Source organism: Sphingomonas sp. IW22, from assembly GCF_041321155.1.
Classification (GTDB): domain Bacteria; phylum Pseudomonadota; class Alphaproteobacteria; order Sphingomonadales; family Sphingomonadaceae; genus Sphingomonas.
On sequence record NZ_JBGGWB010000005.1, the window covers coordinates 113,877 to 130,777 of the forward strand.

At 65.2% G+C, this 16,901-nt stretch carries 16 protein-coding genes and 1 pseudogene; 9 read left to right on the top strand and 8 right to left on the bottom strand.

The features are described from left to right. Positions 1-109 precede the first annotated feature (109 nt). The 3 genes from ACAX61_RS16180 to ACAX61_RS16190 are packed head-to-tail and all read left to right on the top strand — an operon-like array spanning position 110 to position 2,993. Positions 110-1,258, top strand: a complete 1,149-nt coding sequence (locus ACAX61_RS16180) for a fumarylacetoacetate hydrolase family protein (protein WP_370715767.1) — start codon at positions 110-112, stop codon at positions 1,256-1,258. 50 nt (positions 1,259-1,308) lie between these two features. Then, complete coding sequence (gene xylB / locus ACAX61_RS16185; RefSeq protein ID WP_370715768.1) at positions 1,309-2,103, top strand: D-xylose 1-dehydrogenase; 795 nt, start codon at positions 1,309-1,311, stop codon at positions 2,101-2,103. Between the two features lie 11 nt (positions 2,104-2,114). After that, positions 2,115-2,993, top strand: coding sequence for an SMP-30/gluconolactonase/LRE family protein (locus ACAX61_RS16190; protein WP_370715769.1), 879 nt, complete (start codon positions 2,115-2,117; stop codon positions 2,991-2,993). 107 nt (positions 2,994-3,100) lie between these two features. On the opposite strand, the gene ACAX61_RS16195 is transcribed toward ACAX61_RS16190, so the two are convergent. Both ACAX61_RS16195 and ACAX61_RS16200 read right to left on the bottom strand, forming a co-directional pair. Next, positions 3,101-4,507: a sugar porter family MFS transporter gene (locus tag ACAX61_RS16195; RefSeq protein WP_370715770.1), complete on the bottom strand. Its 1,407-nt coding sequence runs from the start codon at positions 4,505-4,507 to the stop codon at positions 3,101-3,103. 87 nt (positions 4,508-4,594) lie between these two features. Further along, entirely contained in the window at positions 4,595-5,701 is a 1,107-nt protein-coding gene (locus ACAX61_RS16200) for a LacI family DNA-binding transcriptional regulator (RefSeq protein WP_370715771.1), read from the bottom strand. 229 nt (positions 5,702-5,930) lie between these two features. On the opposite strand from ACAX61_RS16200, the gene ACAX61_RS16205 reads away from it, so the two are divergent. The 4 genes and pseudogenes from ACAX61_RS16205 to ACAX61_RS16220 all read left to right on the top strand — a co-directional run bounded on the left by ACAX61_RS16205 (position 5,931) and on the right by ACAX61_RS16220 (position 11,243). Beyond that, complete coding sequence (locus ACAX61_RS16205; protein WP_370715772.1) at positions 5,931-8,867, top strand: TonB-dependent receptor; 2,937 nt, start codon at positions 5,931-5,933, stop codon at positions 8,865-8,867. Positions 8,868-8,956: 89 nt separating this feature from the next. After that, on the top strand, positions 8,957-10,210 hold the full coding sequence (locus ACAX61_RS16210) for an SGNH/GDSL hydrolase family protein (RefSeq protein ID WP_370715773.1): 1,254 nt from the start codon (positions 8,957-8,959) through the stop codon (positions 10,208-10,210). A 62-nt stretch (positions 10,211-10,272) separates the two neighbouring features. After that, positions 10,273-10,503, top strand: a complete 231-nt coding sequence (locus tag ACAX61_RS16215; RefSeq protein WP_370715774.1) for a cupredoxin domain-containing protein — start codon at positions 10,273-10,275, stop codon at positions 10,501-10,503. Continuing rightward, positions 10,478-11,243, top strand: a pseudogene (locus ACAX61_RS16220) (copper resistance protein B). Before ACAX61_RS16215 ends, ACAX61_RS16220 begins: the two are co-directional and overlap by 26 nt. Here the strand turns inward: ACAX61_RS16220 and ACAX61_RS16225 are convergent. Continuing rightward, positions 11,240-12,145 (bottom strand): NAD(P)/FAD-dependent oxidoreductase, encoded by a 906-nt coding sequence (locus ACAX61_RS16225; protein WP_370715775.1) that lies wholly within the window; start codon positions 12,143-12,145, stop codon positions 11,240-11,242. The pseudogene ACAX61_RS16220 and the gene ACAX61_RS16225 overlap by 4 nt on opposite strands. 40 nt (positions 12,146-12,185) lie before the next feature. Between ACAX61_RS16225 and trmD the strand changes: the two genes are divergently transcribed. Next, on the top strand, positions 12,186-12,920 hold the full coding sequence (gene trmD / locus ACAX61_RS16230; RefSeq protein ID WP_370715776.1) for a tRNA (guanosine(37)-N1)-methyltransferase TrmD: 735 nt from the start codon (positions 12,186-12,188) through the stop codon (positions 12,918-12,920). Further along, positions 12,917-13,306, top strand: coding sequence for a 50S ribosomal protein L19 (gene rplS, locus ACAX61_RS16235; protein ID WP_325284273.1), 390 nt, complete (start codon positions 12,917-12,919; stop codon positions 13,304-13,306). Before trmD ends, rplS begins: the two co-directional genes overlap by 4 nt. Positions 13,307-13,385: 79 nt before the next feature. On the opposite strand, the gene queA is transcribed toward rplS, so the two are convergent. From queA to ACAX61_RS16260, 5 genes are all read right to left on the bottom strand, one after another. Further along, positions 13,386-14,411 carry a tRNA preQ1(34) S-adenosylmethionine ribosyltransferase-isomerase QueA gene (queA, locus tag ACAX61_RS16240; RefSeq protein WP_370715777.1) on the bottom strand — a complete coding sequence of 342 codons (1,026 nt, stop codon included), beginning with the start codon at positions 14,409-14,411 and terminating at the stop codon, positions 13,386-13,388. A gap of 6 nt (positions 14,412-14,417) precedes the next feature. After that, positions 14,418-15,107, bottom strand: a complete 690-nt coding sequence (locus ACAX61_RS16245; protein ID WP_370715778.1) for a peptidylprolyl isomerase — start codon at positions 15,105-15,107, stop codon at positions 14,418-14,420. 71 nt (positions 15,108-15,178) lie between these two features. Next, positions 15,179-15,685, bottom strand: coding sequence for a pantetheine-phosphate adenylyltransferase (gene coaD, locus ACAX61_RS16250; RefSeq protein WP_370715779.1), 507 nt, complete (start codon positions 15,683-15,685; stop codon positions 15,179-15,181). Between the two features lie 13 nt (positions 15,686-15,698). Continuing rightward, positions 15,699-16,604, bottom strand: coding sequence for a polyprenyl synthetase family protein (locus ACAX61_RS16255; protein WP_370715845.1), 906 nt, complete (start codon positions 16,602-16,604; stop codon positions 15,699-15,701). A 5-nt stretch (positions 16,605-16,609) separates the two neighbouring features. Next, positions 16,610-16,852, bottom strand: coding sequence for an exodeoxyribonuclease VII small subunit (locus ACAX61_RS16260; RefSeq protein WP_370715780.1), 243 nt, complete (start codon positions 16,850-16,852; stop codon positions 16,610-16,612). Positions 16,853-16,901: the final 49 nt, after the last annotated feature.

A 16,901-nucleotide genomic window follows, 5' to 3' on the forward strand; every position in this document is an offset into this window, starting at 1 on the left:
GCCCGCGCCGGGGCTTCCCCGCTGATTGCCTATCGCGCTGTCCTCTGATAGCGCTATCACCAAATTGTCGTTCAGAAGTCAGACCAGTTATTCAGGAGGGGGCCAGGCGATGACGCTGGAATGGAACCGCTCGGCGTTGCCCGCCGATCTCGAACGCGCGATTCTTGCAGGGCGCGTTGCCACGGAAAACGGCGTGGAGCCGGTTCTGGTGCGGGACGGCGTTGTTTATTCGGTGTTTGATACCGCGCCGACGACCGCCGATCTTTTCGACCTTGACGATCCCACGGCCGTCGAAGGGCGCCGTCTGTGCGACGTTGACGCACTGGGCGCCGGAGGGTCGGGCGCGGCATTCGAACTGCGCTCCCCCGTCGATCTGCAATGCGTCAAGGCGTGCGGCGTGACCTTCGCCGTTTCGGCGATCGAGCGCGTGATCGAGGAACGCGCACGCGGCGACGCTGGCGCGGCCGCTTCGATCCGTGCCGAGCTTGAAGAGCGTGTCGGCGGTGGCATCCGTTCGGTCGTGCCGGGCAGTGACGAGGCCATGCGGCTGAAGTCCGCGCTGATCGATGCGGGCATGTGGTCGCAATATCTGGAAGTCGCGATCGGCCCCGATGCAGAGGTTTTCACCAAGTCGCCCGTCCTGTCGACGATCGGCTGGGGCGGCCACATCGGCATCCGTTCGGATTCGCATTGGAATAACCCCGAACCCGAAGTCGTGATCGTCGCTAATGCCGCCGGGCACTCGGTCGGCGCGACGCTGGGCAACGACGTGAACCTTCGCGATTTCGAAGGGCGCAGCGCGCTGCTGCTGGGCAAGGCCAAGGACAATAACGCGTCCTGTTCGCTTGGGCCGTTCGTGCGCCTGTTCGACGCGGGTTTCACCATGGATCATGTCCGCGCCGCCGAACTCGACCTGACCATCGACGGGCCTGAGGGTTATCGTCTGGAAGGGCATAGCTCGATGCGCGAGATCAGCCGCGATCCGGAAGATCTGGTGCGCCAGACCCTGTCGGAACATCAATATCCCGACGGTTTCGCCCTATTCCTGGGCACGTTGTTCGCACCCGTTCAGGACCGCGACGAGCCGGGCCGCGGCTTCACCCACAAGGTGGGCGACGTCGTTACCATCCGCAGCCCGCTTCTGGGCAGCCTGACGAACACTGTCGTCACCTCGCGCGATGCCGCGCCGTGGACGCTCGGTATTCGCGCGATGATGCGCGAAATCGCCGCCCGTCAAAACGCGGTCGTCGCAGCCTGAACGAACTCCACTTGGCGTCCGCGCCGCATTCTATGAAAGACCTTTTGCCGATGGCCGAAGCCGAAACTGCGTTCGACGCTGTTCCCAATGTCGAATCGCGCGCTACCTATCCAAGCCTTGCTGGAAAGCGCGTGCTGGTCACGGGTGGCGGCTCTGGCATCGGCGCGGGCATTGTAGAGGGCTTTGCCCGCCAGGGCGCCGACGTGACCTTTTTCGACATTGCCGAAGACGATTCGCGCGCGCTGGTCGAACGGCTTGCTCCGGCGCGTGTGCGTTTTGAACGCGTCGATCTGACCCGCATCGCTGACCTTCAGGCGACCATCGCGCGCCTGATCGAGGCCGAAGGCGGCTTTGACATTCTCGTCAACAATGCCGCGAACGATGACCGGCACGAGATCGACCAGGTTGACGAAGCCTATTGGGACAACCGCGTTGCGGTGAACCTGAAGCACATGTTCTTCTGTGCGCAGGCAGTGGTGCCCGCGATGAAGGCGCGCGGCAGCGGTGCGATCATCAATCTGGGTTCTATTTCGTGGCATCTGGGCCTGACCGGCCTGACACTGTACCAGACCTGCAAGGCCGGGATCGAAGGCCTGACGCGCAGCCTGGCCCGTGAGCTGGGGCCAGACGGCATTCGCGCCACCTGCGTCATTCCGGGCAACGTCCGCACGCCGCGTCAGCTGAAATGGTACACGCCGGAAGGCGAGGCCGAGATTGTTGATGCCCAATGCCTGAAGGGCCGCTTGCTGCCGCACGACATTGCCGCGATGGTGATGTTCCTGGCGTCTGACGATGCGCAACTGGTAACCGGGCACAGCTATTTCGTGGATGCCGGCTGGCGTTAAGGGGAATCGACATGGCAGTGGTGACAAGCGAGCCGGTCAGCATCTGGGCGCTTGGCGGCCCACTGCTGGAAGGGCCGATATGGGTCGGGCGCGAGCAGGCGCTGTGGTTCACGGATATCAAGCGACATCGCATCTATCGGCTTGATCCCGTCAGCGGTGAGCGACGGGAATGGGCGGCACCCGACCAGGTCGGCTTCGTGCTGCCCATCGCCGGTGGCGGCTTCGTCGCGGGTTTGAAGACCGGGCTGTCACGCTTCGATCCTGCCGATGGCGGCTTCACACCGATCCTGTCGCCCGAACCCGACAAGCCGGGCAATCGCCTGAACGACGCCACCGTCGACGCGGCGGGCCGGTTGTGGTTCGGCAGCATGGATGACGCCGAACAGGGCGCGACCGGCACCGTCTATCGCTATGACGGCAAGGACTGCGTTGCAACGACGCCGCTGGTGTCGATCACCAACGGGCCGGCGATCAGTCCGGACGGGCGGACACTTTATCACGTCGATACATTGGGCGGCGTCATTCATGCCGCGACGCTTGGGGAAGATGGCTCGCTAAGCGATCCGCGCGTGTTTGCGCGGATCGAGGATGGGCAGGGCTTTCCCGATGGCCCCGTCTGCGACGCCGAAGGGTGTCTGTGGATCGGTCTTTATGCCGGTGGCGCCGTGCGCCGTTATTCGCCCAAAGGCGAGCTTCTGGAAACGGTGCGCTTCCCGGTCAGCGCAATCACCAAGATCGCGTTCGGCGGCGACGACCTGAAGACCGTTTATGCCACCACTGCGGCGAAGCATCTGGACGAAGCGGGACGCGCCGCCGAGCCGCAGGCGGGCGATCTGTTCCGCTTTACCGTGGACGTACCGGGGGTTGCGGTGCCTGAAGCGCGGATCTGATCCGCCGATCGTTTGAACGGAAAAGGGGCGGCCTGCACAAAGCGGGCCGCCCCATTTTTATTAGGTGAAGGCCGGGGCCGCCCCGTCAGGGAGCGGCCCTCGTCGCTTCAGCCCTCCATTGCTTCCAGCTCGCGGCCGCGCGTCTCTTTCACCATCTTCGCAACGAAGAAGTAGGAAACGAACGCGCTGACGGCGTAGAAGCCGTAGGTCGCGACCAGCCCGACATTCGCCGCCGCCCAGGGGAAGCTGACCGAAATGGCAAAGTTGGCAGTCCACTGAGCAAGCCCGGCAAAGGCCAGTGCCGAACCACGGATCTGGTTGGGGAACATCTCACCCAGCATGACCCACATGACCGGGCCCCAGCTGACGTTGAAGAAGATCACGTACAGGTTGGCCGCGATCAGGGCGATCACGCCCCAGTTGCCCGGCAGCGACACCGCGCCGTCCACACCCTCGATCGAGTGCGAGAAAGCGAAGGCGACGGTCGCCAGCGTCACCGTCATGCCCGCCGAACCGACCAGCAGCAGCGGCTTGCGTCCGACCTTGTCGACCAGCGCCACGGTGACGAGGCAGGCCAGGACCGACAATACGCCCGACAGGATGTTGATCAGCAGCGAGTCCGCTTCCGAAAAACCGACCGACTGCCACAGCACCGCGCCATAATAGAAGACGACGTTGATACCGACGAGCTGCTGGAAGATGGCGATGCCGACACCGACCCAGACGATGGGACGGATGCGGCCCGACACCTTGTCGCGCAGGTCGGAGAAGCGCGGACGGTGATCCTGCGACAGCGATTCGCGGATTTCGGCGACCTTACGGCGGCCCTCATCCTCGCCCAGCAGCTTGATCAGCACCGCTTCCGCCTCCGCATGGCGGCCCTTGGTCACCAGATAGCGGGGGCTTTCCGGGATGGTCAGCAGCGCAAGGAAATAGACCAGCGCCGGGATCGCCTGCATCCAGAACATCCAGCGCCACGCCTCGAACCCGTACCAGAAGGGCGCGGTCGAGCCGCCCGCGACGCCCGCGAGCGCCCAGTTGGCGACGAACGCGCCGGTCAGGCCAGTGATGATCATGATCTGCTGAACCGATGCCAGACGACCGCGAATCGCGGCAGGCGTGACTTCGGAAATGTAAGCGGGCGACAGCACCGATGCCGCGCCGACGCCCAGGCCGCCGATCAGACGTGCAATGATGAACACTGCCGAACTGCCGGCAATGCCCGCCAGCAACGCGCTGACAAGGAAAAGCGCGGCCGAAAGCATCATCACCTTACGCCGACCCACGACGTCGGCCAGCCGGCCCGCCGAGAAGGCGCCCGCCGCACAGCCGATCAGGATCGCGCCGACATTGAAGCCCGTGCCCAGTTCGGAGAGGTCGAACGCCGCCTCCAGTCCGTCCTGCGTTCCGTTAATGACGCCGCTGTCATAGCCGAACATGAAACCGCCGATCGTCGCGACCGCAACGATCGCGCCGATGAACCCCATGTTGGCGCGGCTGGAAGCCCCTTGCATTCCCGTCTCCCTCAAGCGCGGGACGGAGCGTCCCGTTCTGGATTGTTAGCGATAACCTATTCCGCTGCCCAGTTGATTGGCAAGGGGTCAGCGTGCGGTAAGGCGTGCCGTGCCAGGACGCACGGGCGCCCCCGCCGATGCAGACTCGCCCGGCGGCGTGGCACTTGATTCCCGTACGACCAGTTCGTGCGGCAGGACAAGTTCTTCTGCGTCCGGGCAATCGGCGGCGCCACGGCGGCGCAACCGGGCCAGCAGCATGTCGACCGCCGTTTCGGCCATATATGCGATGGGCTGGCGTACCGTGGTCAGTTCGGGCCAGATGTTGGTTGCAAGCGCGACGTCATCGAACCCGACGATGCTGACGTCGCGCGGGACATGCAGACCCTGTCGATGGGCGACGCCAACCGCGGCGGCGGCCATGTCGTCGTTCGACGCGAAGATCGCGGTCGGGCGCTGGCGACCCTGCAGCAACCGCTCGGCAGCGGTCAGGCCAGACAGGTAGGTGAAATAACCCTGTTCAACCCGAACCCGGTCAGCATCAATCCCGGCCTTTTCGACGGCGTGCATGAAGCCGCGATAGCGTTCATGACTGGCCACCTGGTTCGGATGCCCTCGGATAAAGCCGATGTCGCGGTGCCCCATTTCGATCAGGTGGCGCGTCATCGCCGCAGCCGCTTCGAAATCGTCGATGCGGACGTTCAGGCTGCCGGCCTCTCGCTTGCCCATCGCGACCGATACCGAAAGGATGTTCGCCGCTTCCAGTTCGGCGCGCACGGGTGCGGATTCGGAAAGGGGTGGGGGCAGGATGACGCCCTGAACCTCGGTCGCGGCGAACTGGCGGGTGGCCTCAGCCTGCTCTTCCGCGCTTTCGCCCTCGCACGGTTCCAGAACGAGATGGCAGCCCGCCCGCCGCGCGGCCGCCAGCGCGCCGATCAGGAACTGGCTAAGGTAAGCGGTGGACGGGTTGGCATAGAGCAGCCCGATCTGCGTCGCCTCTCCGACGGCAAGCGAACGCGCTGCCGGATTGGGCTTGTATTGTAGGCGATTGATCGCCTCCATCACGGCCAGACGCGTGCTTTCGCGCACGTTATGTCCGCCGTTCACGACGCGTGAGACCGTCATCGCGGAGACGCCCGCTTCGCGTGCGACATCCTGTACCGTGACGCCGCCTTGTCCCCGCCTTGTTGCGCGCATCCAACTCTCCCGTTGTTGATGCGATAGGACCCGCTCTGCCGAATGGCAATTACTCCCGCGCTTCGTGGCGCGCCCGCAACAGCTGGTATCAATTGATAGCTGTGACCGCGTTGGTCAGGCCGAAGAATTGACACCCACTTGGTTTGGCCTTACCGGCTCGACTGATAGCGTTACCAGCGCTTGCACCCGGAAGTCGGCGTCGACCGGCATTGCTCCAGGAGGGGATAGTATGTTGTCATTCGTTAAAGTCCGTCGCGCAGCCTTGCTGTCGGCTGCGATCCTGCCTGCCATGGTGGCATTCCCGGCGCATGGCCAGACCGCGACACCCCCGGCACAGACGCCGTCGACCGAAGCGGTAGTCGCTGGTGAAGAGCCGGTGATGCAGGACGAAATCGTCGTGACCGGCGTGCGTGCCTCGCTTCAAAGCTCGACCAACGCCAAGCGCAATTCGGTGGCATTCGGCGACTCGATCTTCGCCGAAGATATCGGCAAGCTGCCCGCCACCAACCTGGCCGAAACGCTGAACCGTATTCCCGGCGTCCGCCTGAACCGTGACATCACGGGCGAAGGTACGCAGGTGTCGATCCGCGGCCTTGGCCCCAGTTTCTCCAAGGTGCTGCTGAACGGCGCCCAGTTCGCGGTCGCATCGGACGGCGGCACGCAGGGCAGCGGCGGCGGCAACCGCGAAGTCGACCTCGACTTCTTCCCGTCGGAGCTGTTCACGCGTCTGGACGTGTCGAAGTCGTCCACCGCGTCGATGCTGGAAGGCGGCATCGCGGGCACCGTCAACCTTCGCAATGCACGTGCATTCGACAAGCCCGGCACGCACCTGACCGTCGTGGCGCAGGGCAACTGGACCGAAACCAACGGCAAGGTCGGCCCGCGCGGCGCGATCGTCGGCAGCCACACCTTTGGCGACAAGCTGGGTATCCTGATCGGCGTCGCGGGCGTCAGCCAGCCGACGCGCGTCGATGGTTATGATACGCTCGGTTTCTCGGACGGCAATCTGGCGTGCGGCGAGGGCTGCAACGTGTCGCCGCCGGAAGGCAACGGCTTCAGCTATGCCAATCTGGTGCCCGCCAATGTCGGTCGTGGCCTGGTCGCGGGTCAGCCCTATGACATCACCCAGACGTCGGGCCTGTCGCTGTCCCAGATTTCCAAGGCGCTGATCCCGCGCCTGGGCCGCCCGGTTTACACCTCGGGTACGCGTGAGCGTATCTCTGCCGTGGGTGCGATCGAATTCTATCCGTCGGACGCGCTGCAGTTCAACCTCGACGGCATCTATGCCAAGTCGAAGCGCGACTATCTGCGTTCCAACATGAACTGGCAGGTCCGCAACTCCGGCCCCGGCACGACGCCGCAGTCGACCGGGGGCATGGTGCCGTTCGACATCAGTGTCGACGAAAACAACGTCGTGACCAGCGGCACGTTCGCCAACGCGTCGTTCTTCTCGGAAAACAGCCTGTTCCGTCAGGATACCGAGTTCTGGAACGTCAACCCGAGCGCGACCTGGAAGCCCAGCGAGACTCTGACGATCCAGTTGTCGGGCAATTACGGCAAGAGCAGCTTCTTCCGCGAACAGCCGACCTATGCGTTCCAGACGGCGCCGAATTCGGGCGTGGTGGTCGAATATGACAACACCGGCGGCGGCACCCAGCCGCTGATCACGCCGAACGTCGATCTGGGCGATCCGAACCTTGGCTGGCAGTGGTACCGCGTCAACGTGCAGAACGTGCGCCGCAACACCGAAACGCGCGGCGCGCATCTCGACTTCACCTGGGGTGACGACGCGCTGAACGTGAAGTTCGGTGCTGCGTATGACGAGGCCGAGCGCCGCGTGCGCGCCTATGACAACACCAATGCGTTCCAGCAATCAGTGTGCGGCACCAATTGCGCCGGTCTGACCGGCACGGTGCCGACCTCGGCAATCCCGCAATATTTGGGTCGTCAGGGCTTCGACAATTTCGGCCATCTGGCATCCAGCCCGTTCGGCTTTACGAGCTTCATCATCCCGAACATCGATGCGCTGAACGCCGCGACCAATTATGAGCAGTTCCGTGACACCGCGCCCGAAACCCGCGGTTCGGTGACGGGCGGCTCGACCGGCGACGTGTATGAAACCGTCTATGGCGGCTATGTCGAGGTGAACGGGCAGGGCGAGTTGTTCGGTCGTCCGATCAACGCCAATGCCGGTTTCCGCTATGTCTGGACCGACCAGCGCGTGCTGGGGCCGAGCCAGGTCGGCAACACGATCGTCGATATCGAAGCGAACAGCGATTACGAAGAAGTGCTGCCATCGTTCAACGTCTCCTATGACGTGATGGACAATCTGAAGCTGCGTTTTGCCGCGTCGAAGGGCCTGACCCGTCCGGAAGCGGGGCAGATCCTGCCGGGCATCACTTTCTCCGATCCCGCGGCCCAGATCGCCAATGCCGGTAACCCGAACCTGGCGCCCTATATCTCCGACAATCTTGATTTCGGCGGTGAGTTCTACACCGGCGGCATCGGTTACGTTGGCGTGGCGCTGTTCCAGAAGAGCATCGAAGGCTTCACTGTCACGCAGCAGCAGCAGACGCCCTTCGGCGATCTGAACATCCCGTTCGCCTCGCTTCAGGCGACGCAGGCCAATGCCCTGACTGACCGCGCCCGCGCGGCGGGTGTTGCGGTCGAGCAGGTGGCGATCACCGTCAACCGCCCGGTCAATCTGCAGAGCCTGCGTATCCGCGGCGTCGAAGGTACCTGGGTTCAGCCGCTCGACTTCCTGGTCGACGGTCTGGGCTTCTCGGCCAACGGCACGTACATCACGCAAAGCTCGGACAGCGGCCTGGTCGCGCCGGGCGTGCCGGAATTCCAGTACAACCTTCAGGGTTTCTTTGAGAGCGGCGGTGCTTCGATCAGCCTGAACTATGTCTGGCAGGACGGCGTGATTGCGGCCAATGGTCCGCAGAACAACATCCCCGTACCGCTGCGCGCCGATGCGCGTGGGCAGATGGACCTGTCGGCGGGCTATACCCTGCCGTTCATGGACAATGCCTTCCGCCTGACGCTCGACGTGCTGAACATCACGAACGAGCCGATCCGCACGACCTTTGGCTATGACAACGCGACCTACAACGTGTTCTTCCCGGGTCGTCAGGTCCTGGCCGGTATCCGCGCCAACTTCTGACCGGTCTTCCCTGTGCTCCTTGTCCGCAAGGAGCCATCTATCGGCCGGTCCCTTGCGGGGCCGGCCTTTTTTTCGGTTCAACGGGGTTGATGATGCGGATGATCGGACTGGCGGCGGCGCTGGCACTGATACCGGGCGGCGCATGGGCGCAAAGCTGTGCGTGGCAACCGGCATGGGCATCGGCACAGATGGTGCCGGGCGGCGATAATCGGTTGGCACCGGGCGCGCTGGACGATGCCAGTTTGCGGCAGGTCGCGCGGGTTTCGACCGGCGGCCAGCGCGTGCGCGTTCGCATTTCCAACGCTTTCGGCACCAAGCCGCTGGACGTGCGCGGCGCCTCCATTGCGCGTCCGGTCCGTAATGATGGTCACGCGGTCAAGGCGGCCAGCCTGATGCCGCTGCGCTTTGCGGGCGAGCCGGGCACACGGGTGCCGGCGGGCGCCGACTGGCTGTCCGACCCCGTCCCAATGCCGCTTGCGGCTTTCGACGATGTGGCGGTAACACTGCATGTCGCGGGGGAGCCGGGGGAGCAGACCTCCCACCCCGGTTCGCGTGCGACGTCGTGGCTGGCGAAGGGCGACGCCACCGCCGCGACCACGCTGACCGACGCGCAGGCCACCGAACACTGGTTTTTGTTGTCGGGCATTGAGGTGGAGGCATGTCCCGCGCGCGGCGCGGTCGTCGTGCTGGGCGACTCGATCACCGACGGGCGCGGTTCGACAACCAACGGCAATGATCGCTGGACCGACGCGCTGGCGCGGCGGCTGCAGGGCGACCCGCGTACGCGCGGCATGTCGGTGCTGAACCAGGGCATTGGCGGCAACAATATCCTGGTCGATGGGCTGGGGCCGAGTGCGATGGCGCGGCTGGACCGCGACGTGCTGGCGCTGCCGCGCGTCACCGACCTGATCGTGCTGGAAGGCGTCAACGATCTGGGCGGGCTTTCCCGCACTGAAGGCGCGACCCCGGCGGATCATCGGGCGATGCTTCATCGGCTGACCGCAGCCTTTTCGCAGATGATCGAGCGTGCCCATGCGCACGGCATTCGCATCCATGGCGCGACGATCATGCCCTTCGGCGCCAGCGACTATTATCACGCCACTCCGGAAGTGGAGGCGACGCGCCGGGCGATCAACGCATGGATACGGACGCCGGGGCGCTTTGACAGCGTGATCGACATGGACCGCGCGACCGCCGATCCGGCGCGGCCCGACCGGCTGGACAAGCGTTATGACGTGGGCGACGGGCTGCACACGTCCCCTGCCGGGTTCCGCCGCATGGCAGAGGCAGTTGCGATCGAGGCGCTGGCTGCGCCGGTCGCGGGTCGCATCACCGGGCCCTAAATTGACGGGCGATGGCGTCAACCATTCGCCCCTTTGCCGGTTCAGTCCGATCTGTCGCGCTGATGCTGCTGGCGCTGACCGCCCATTGGCCCGGCTGGACCAGCCCCGTTTCCGAGGGGGCGGCGCCGCCCGAATTCTCGGGCAACGAGATCACCCTGACCGTCGATCACCTCATGCGCCGCGTCGACGGGCGCAGCAGCCATGACATCGGCACCAACGGCCATGTGCCCAGGCCGCTGATCCGGCTGAAGGAAGGACAGTGTCCGCATCCAAGTCGACAACCGGCTCGATGAGGAAAGGTCGGTTCATTGGCACGGGCTGATCCTGCCGTTCCAGATGGACGGCGTGCCCGGCGTCAGCTTTATGGCGAACGCCGCCGCTGCCCTGCGGCGCGAACATGGCGGGATGGCGTTCAACCAGGTCATGGTCGACCTGGCCGAAGTGCAGGTGCGCGACGGCAAAGAGGGCTATCGCTGGGAAGGGGCGGCAAGGTTCGGCGCCGACATCCACCGCGTCGTGCTGAAAAGCGAGGGGGAGGGCGATTTCGGCGGTCCGCTGGGCCATGCAGAGGCGCAACTCCTCTATTCGCGCGCTGGATGCCTATGCCAATCTGCAACTTGGCGTGCGCCAGGATCTGGGGGCAGGCGTGCGCCGCAGCTATGCCAGCATCGGCGTGGAGGCGCTGGCGCCCTATTGGTTCGATGTCGAGGGCACGCTGTTCCTGTCCGACAAGGGTGAATTGTTCGCGCGCGGCGAGGCCTATTACGACCAGCGCCTGACCAACTGATGGGTCCTGCAACCGCGTGCCGAGCTGAACCTGTCGGCGCAGGACGTGCCCGAAACGGGTTTGGGCGCGGGCGTCACCGATGCGGAAGCCGGGCTGCGCTTGCGTTATGAGATTGCCCGCGAGTTCGCACCCTATGTCGGCCTGTCATGGGAGCGCCGGCTTGGCCGCACCGCCCGACTGACGCGGGCGGCGCGGGAGGATACCGGCGGCCTGTCCTTCGTTGCCGGGGTGCGCGCGTGGTTCTAGCGCCGAAGCGGCGTCTGTTCATTCAGGTGGTTGCGGATCGTCGTTGACGCCACACCCGCCTGACCCATGGCGTTGGAGATCTGGTCCAGCCCCAGCACCACGTCCCCGGCGGCGAACAGGCCGGGGACGCTGGTTTGCATATGATCGTCAACGATCAGGCACCCGCCATCCTTGGCATCAGCGCCCGCCGCGATGGCAAGGTCGGAGCGGATGGTGGAGCCGAGTGCAGGGTACACGCTGTCGAACGTCATCGGCCCTTGCGCCGTCGTCACGCTCAGCCGGTGACCGGCTATGGCATAGTCTCCGCACGGCCCCTCGACCCGCGCAACGCCGGCCTTGTCCAGCGCGGCTTCGCATTCGGCGTCCAGTTCGTGCCGTTCGGGCGCGATCAGCGTGACGTCGGCGGTATAGCTTCGCAGGAACAAAGCCTCCCGCATCCCGTGGTCGCCCGTGCCGATTACGCCCACGCGCTTGTCTGTCACTTCATATCCGTCGCAAATCGGGCAATAGCGCAGCATGCCGTGAGCCAGCGCCTCGTCATGCAGCGTTTCGGCCATGCCCTTTGGCCGGTGATTGACCACGCCGGTTGCCAGCAAAACGGTGCGCGCACGCCATTCACGGTCGTCGCATGCCACGCGAAACGCGTCCTCGCCCGGCTCAAGCGCGGTGACGCGACACATTTCGCTGACCACGCCGAACGATGCCGCCTGCTCGCGCATCCGCGCCAGCAGGTCGGGGCCGGTGATGCCGCCGGGATAGCCCGCATGATTATGCGTGCGCGGGATCAGCGCCGCGCGGCTGGACCCGCAATCGAACAGCCGCACCGACAGGTGATAGCGCGCCAGATAGATGGCCGCCGTCAACCCTGCGGGTCCGGCGCCGATGATGATGCAATCGTCCATGTCCTTGCCTTTCGCGCACGCCCCGACGCATGGAGATGCCATGTTCGCCGCAACCGTCCTAACGCTTTACCCGGAAATGTTTCCCGGCCCGCTCGGCCTTTCGCTGGCCGGCAGGGGGCTGCGCGAGGAGCGCTGGTCGCTGGAGACGGTCCAGATCCGCGATTTCGCAACCGACCGGCACCGTTCGGTCGACGATACGCCTGCGGGTGGCGGGGCGGGCATGGTGCTGCGCGCCGATGTGCTGGCGGCGGCATGCGATCATGTCGGCTATGATCGCCCGATGCTGGCGATGACGCCGCGCGGCGCGCCGCTCACGCAGGCGCGGGTGCGCGAACTCGCGGCGGGGCCGGGCGTGTCGATCCTGTGCGGCCGGTTCGAGGGGTTCGACGAACGTCTGTTCGAAGGCCGCTCGATCGAGCCGGTTTCGATCGGCGACTATGTCCTGTCGGGGGGCGAGATGGGGGCGCTGGTCACGCTGGATGCTTGCGTTCGGCTGATTCCCGGCGTAATGGGCGCGGCTTCGAGTGGAGACGAGGAAAGCTTCGAAAGCGGCATCCTCGAATATCCGCAATATACCCGACCCGTCGAATGGGAAGGGCGCACGATCCCCGAAGTGCTGCGATCGGGGGATCATGCGAGGATCGCGGCCTGGCGAAAGCACATGGCCGAAACCGATACACGGCTAAGGAGGCCGGACCTTTGGGAGCGTCACAGTGGCGTTCGGGTCGGTTCTCCCTCTGGCGCGCAGCGAAAAGACTGGGACGAACAGACATGAACCTGATCCAGCAGATCGAGGCCGAACAGATCGCCAAGTTCCTGGCGAACAAGAACATCCCCGACTTCCGTCCGGGCGACACGCTGAAGGTCGGCGTGAACGTGGTCGAAGGCGAACGCCGCCGTGTTCAGAACTACGAAGGCGTGTGCATCGCGCGTTCGAACAAGGGCATGGGTTCGAACTTCACCGTTCGCAAGATGTCGTTCGGTGAGGGCGTCGAGCGCGTCTTCCCGCTCTATTCGCCGAACATCGATTCGATCGAAGTCGTTCGCCGCGGCGTCGTGCGTCGTGCGAAGCTCTATTATCTGCGCGGCCGCACCGGCAAGTCGGCTCGTATCGCCGAACGCCGCGATCCGCGTCGCACCGAAACCGCCGCCGCCGAATAATCGGCGCGGCCGGACGGCCAGACAAAAAGGGCGCGGCGGGAAACCCTGCCGCGCCCTTTTTCATGTCCGGTCGATGGGTTCAGGGCAGCAGTAGCGACGCGTCGCCATAACTGTAGAAGCGATAGCCGTCGGCAATCGCATGGGCATAGGCCGCCTGCATCCGCTCCAGCCCCATCAGCGCCGATACCAGCATGAACAGCGTGGATCGCGGCAGGTGGAAGTTGGTCATCAGCCCGTCGATCCCGCGAAAGCGATAGCCCGGCGTGATAAAGATCGCGGTATCGCCCTCAAACGGCCGGATCACTTTGTCCTCACCCGCCGCGCTTTCGATCAGGCGCAGGCTGGTCGTGCCCACCGCGATGACCCGCCCGCCGCCTGCGCGCACGGCGTTCAGGCGGTCGGCGGTAGCGGCGTCGATGCGGCCCCATTCGGCGTGCATCGCATGGTCGGCGGTGTCGTCGGCCTTGACCGGCAGGAAGGTGCCCGCGCCGACATGCAGCGTCAGCGTGGCATGGCCGATCCCGGCAGCCTCCAGCGCGGCGAGCAGGCCAGGCGTGAAATGCAGCGCAGCCGTCGGCGCGGCGACGGCGCCGGCTTCCCGTGCGAACATCGTCTGATAATCGTCGGCGTCGCGTTCGTCGGTCGGGCGCTTGGCGGCGATATAGGGCGGCAGCGGCATCCGGCCCGCACGCTCCAGCAACAGCTCGACCGGCTCGTCGCCCGCGAAGTTCAAGGCGAAGCTGCCGTCGGCAGCGCGGTCGCTGGCGGTCGCGGTTACGCCGCTGCCGAAATCAATGGCATCCCCTTCGCGCAGCCGCTTCGCGTTGCGGATAAAGGCGCGCCAGCGGCGCGGCCCTTCGCGCTTGTGCAGGGTGGCGCCGATCCGGGCATCCCCCCGTGTCCCTTCAAGCTGGGCCGGAATGACCCGCGTGTCGTTGAACACCAGGCAGTCGCCGGGTCGCAGGCACGTGGGCAGTTCGCTGACGATGGCGTCGCGTGTTTCCGCCGCGTCAAGCAGCAGCATCCGCGCGGCATCGCGCGGAGACGCGGGGCGCAGCGCGATGCGTTCGGGCGGCAGTTCGAAATCGAATAGGTCGACCTGCACGTGCGCTTACTTCGTGCCCGGCAGCGTCACTTCCTCCTCACCCTCCGGCAGCGCGGCGGCGGGGGCGGGCGGCTGGTAGGCGGGCGGGTTGTCCGATGCGATCCAGGCATGGACAATGCGCGCGGGGTTCGCCGGCGGCTCACCGCGCGGGATCGAATCGACATATTCCATGCCGCCGATCACACGTCCGAACACGCTGTAATCCTTGTCGAGGCTCAGGCGCGGGGTGAACATGATGAAAAACTGGCTGTTCGCGCTGTCCTCTGCCGCCTTTCGCTGTTCGGGCGTCGCGCCTTCCGGCGCACCCTGACGCGCGGCAGATACGGCACCGCGCACGTGCGGCAGATAGCTGAACTCGGCGGGCAGGTCGGGCAGGTCCGATCCGCCGCTGCCGTCGCCCTTGGGATCGCCCGACTGGGCCATGAACCCTTCGATCACACGGTGGAAGACGATGCCGTCATAGAATTTCTGGCGGGTCAGCGTCTTGATCCGCTCGACCATCTTGGGTGCGACGTCGGGACGCAACCAGATCGTCACGCGCCCGCCGGTCGACAGGTCGAGCAGCCACAGATTTTCCTTGTCGGTCGTCGGCGGCGGCGTCTTGCGTCCGGCGACCGGGCTTTCGATGAGCTGAGCCGAGGCGGGCGATGCCAACCCCATGCCGACAAGAGCGAGAAGCGAGAGAAGAAAACGCATGGATACCCCGAAGCCGGTCAGTCGGGCGGGGGTCTAGACCAGAACGCACCCGCTGGAAATGGGTGAGGAGATCAGCTGCCCTTGCGACCGATCATCGCGACGCGGGCGGTCACGTCGGCGGCGACGGCGGGGCCGACGAAACGGCTGATGTCACCGCCATAAAGCGCGATTTCCTTGACCAGTCGGCTGGCAATGGGTTGCAGCGACACGTCGGCCATCAGAAAGACCGTTTCGATGCGGTCGTTCAGCTGCTGGTTCATGCCGGCCATCTGATATTCATATTCGAAATCGGCCACCGCGCGCAGGCCGCGGACGATCATTTCCGCCCCCTCACGCTCGGCAAAGTCCATCAGCAGCGAATCGAACGCGACGACATGGATCTCGCCCTCGATCCCGACGACTTCGCGCCGGACCATCTCCATGCGTTCGTCCAGCGTGAACATCGGCGATTTGGACGGGTTGGTGGTGACGCCGATGACCAGCCGGTCGACGATGCGCGCCGCGCGGCTGATGATATCCATGTGACCCAGCGTCACCGGATCGAAGGTGCCGGGATAAACGGCGGTGCGCGTGGTCATGTGGCGAAAACTCTCAGCGATCGCGTTCAAGCGTGAAGCGGGCCAGGTCGCGCAGCAGGTCCGCTTCCGCGCCATAATTGTGCAGATGGGCAATCGCCTGATCGACCAGCATTCGCGCCTGTTCACGCGCGCGGTCGACGCCCAGCAGCGAGACGAAGGTTTCCTTGCCCGCCGTGCCGTCCTTGCGCAGCGCCTTGCCCACCTTGTTCTCGTCCCCCTCCACATCGAGCAGGTCGTCGGCAATCTGGAAGGCAAGGCCGATGTCGCGGGCATAGCCCTTAAGTCCGGTGCGCCCCTCTGGCACGACGCGGCCCAGAATCGCGCCAGCCTCCACCGAACAGGCGATCAGCGCGCCGGTCTTCATCGCCTGAAGCCGGGTGACGGTGGGCAGGTCGAAGCTGGCGCGTTCGGCCTCAAGGTCCATCATCTGGCCGCCGGCCATCCCCGCCGGACCCGATGCATGGGCCAGGCATTGGATCAGTTCGGACCGGACGAAGGGGTCGGGGTGCGTCCGCTCGTCCGCCAGCACTTCGAACGCCAGCGCGTGCAGGCAATCGCCCGCCAGGATCGCGGTCGCTTCGTCGAATACCTTGTGCACCGTGGGTTTGCCCCGGCGCATATCGTCATTGTCCATCGCCGGCAGGTCGTCATGGACCAGGCTGTAGACATGGATGCACTCAATCGCAGTGGCCACGCGCGCAGCGGCCTGACGATCGACGCCGAACAGCCGGGCGGTGGCGAATACCAGCAGCGGGCGCAGCCGCTTGCCCCCGCCGATCGCGGCATGGCGCATGGCGCGGTACAGATTGCCGCGGGCATCGTCGGGAATGGGCAGCAGCGCGTCGAACTGCCGATCCATTTCGGCCATGATCTCGCGCATCGCATTCTGAAGCGCGAGGCTGGGGCTGGCGATAGTCATTCCCATCAGCCAGCGAATGGGGCCGTGCCCGCGACGCGGCCTTCGCCATCGGTACGGATCGCTTCGATCCGCGCCTGTGCCGCATCGAGGCGCGCGGCGCATTGCCGCTTCAACTGGTCGCCACGTTCGTAAAGGTCGATCGCTTCCTGAAGCGACGCGTCGCCGCTTTCGAGCCGACCGACAATGCGTTCGAGTTCCTTAAGCGCTTCCTCGAACGAAAGCTCGGCGATGCCCGTTTCCTCTACCATGTCCCCGCTATGCGGCAGGTTGGGGGCCGCTTGCAATGGGGGAGCGGAG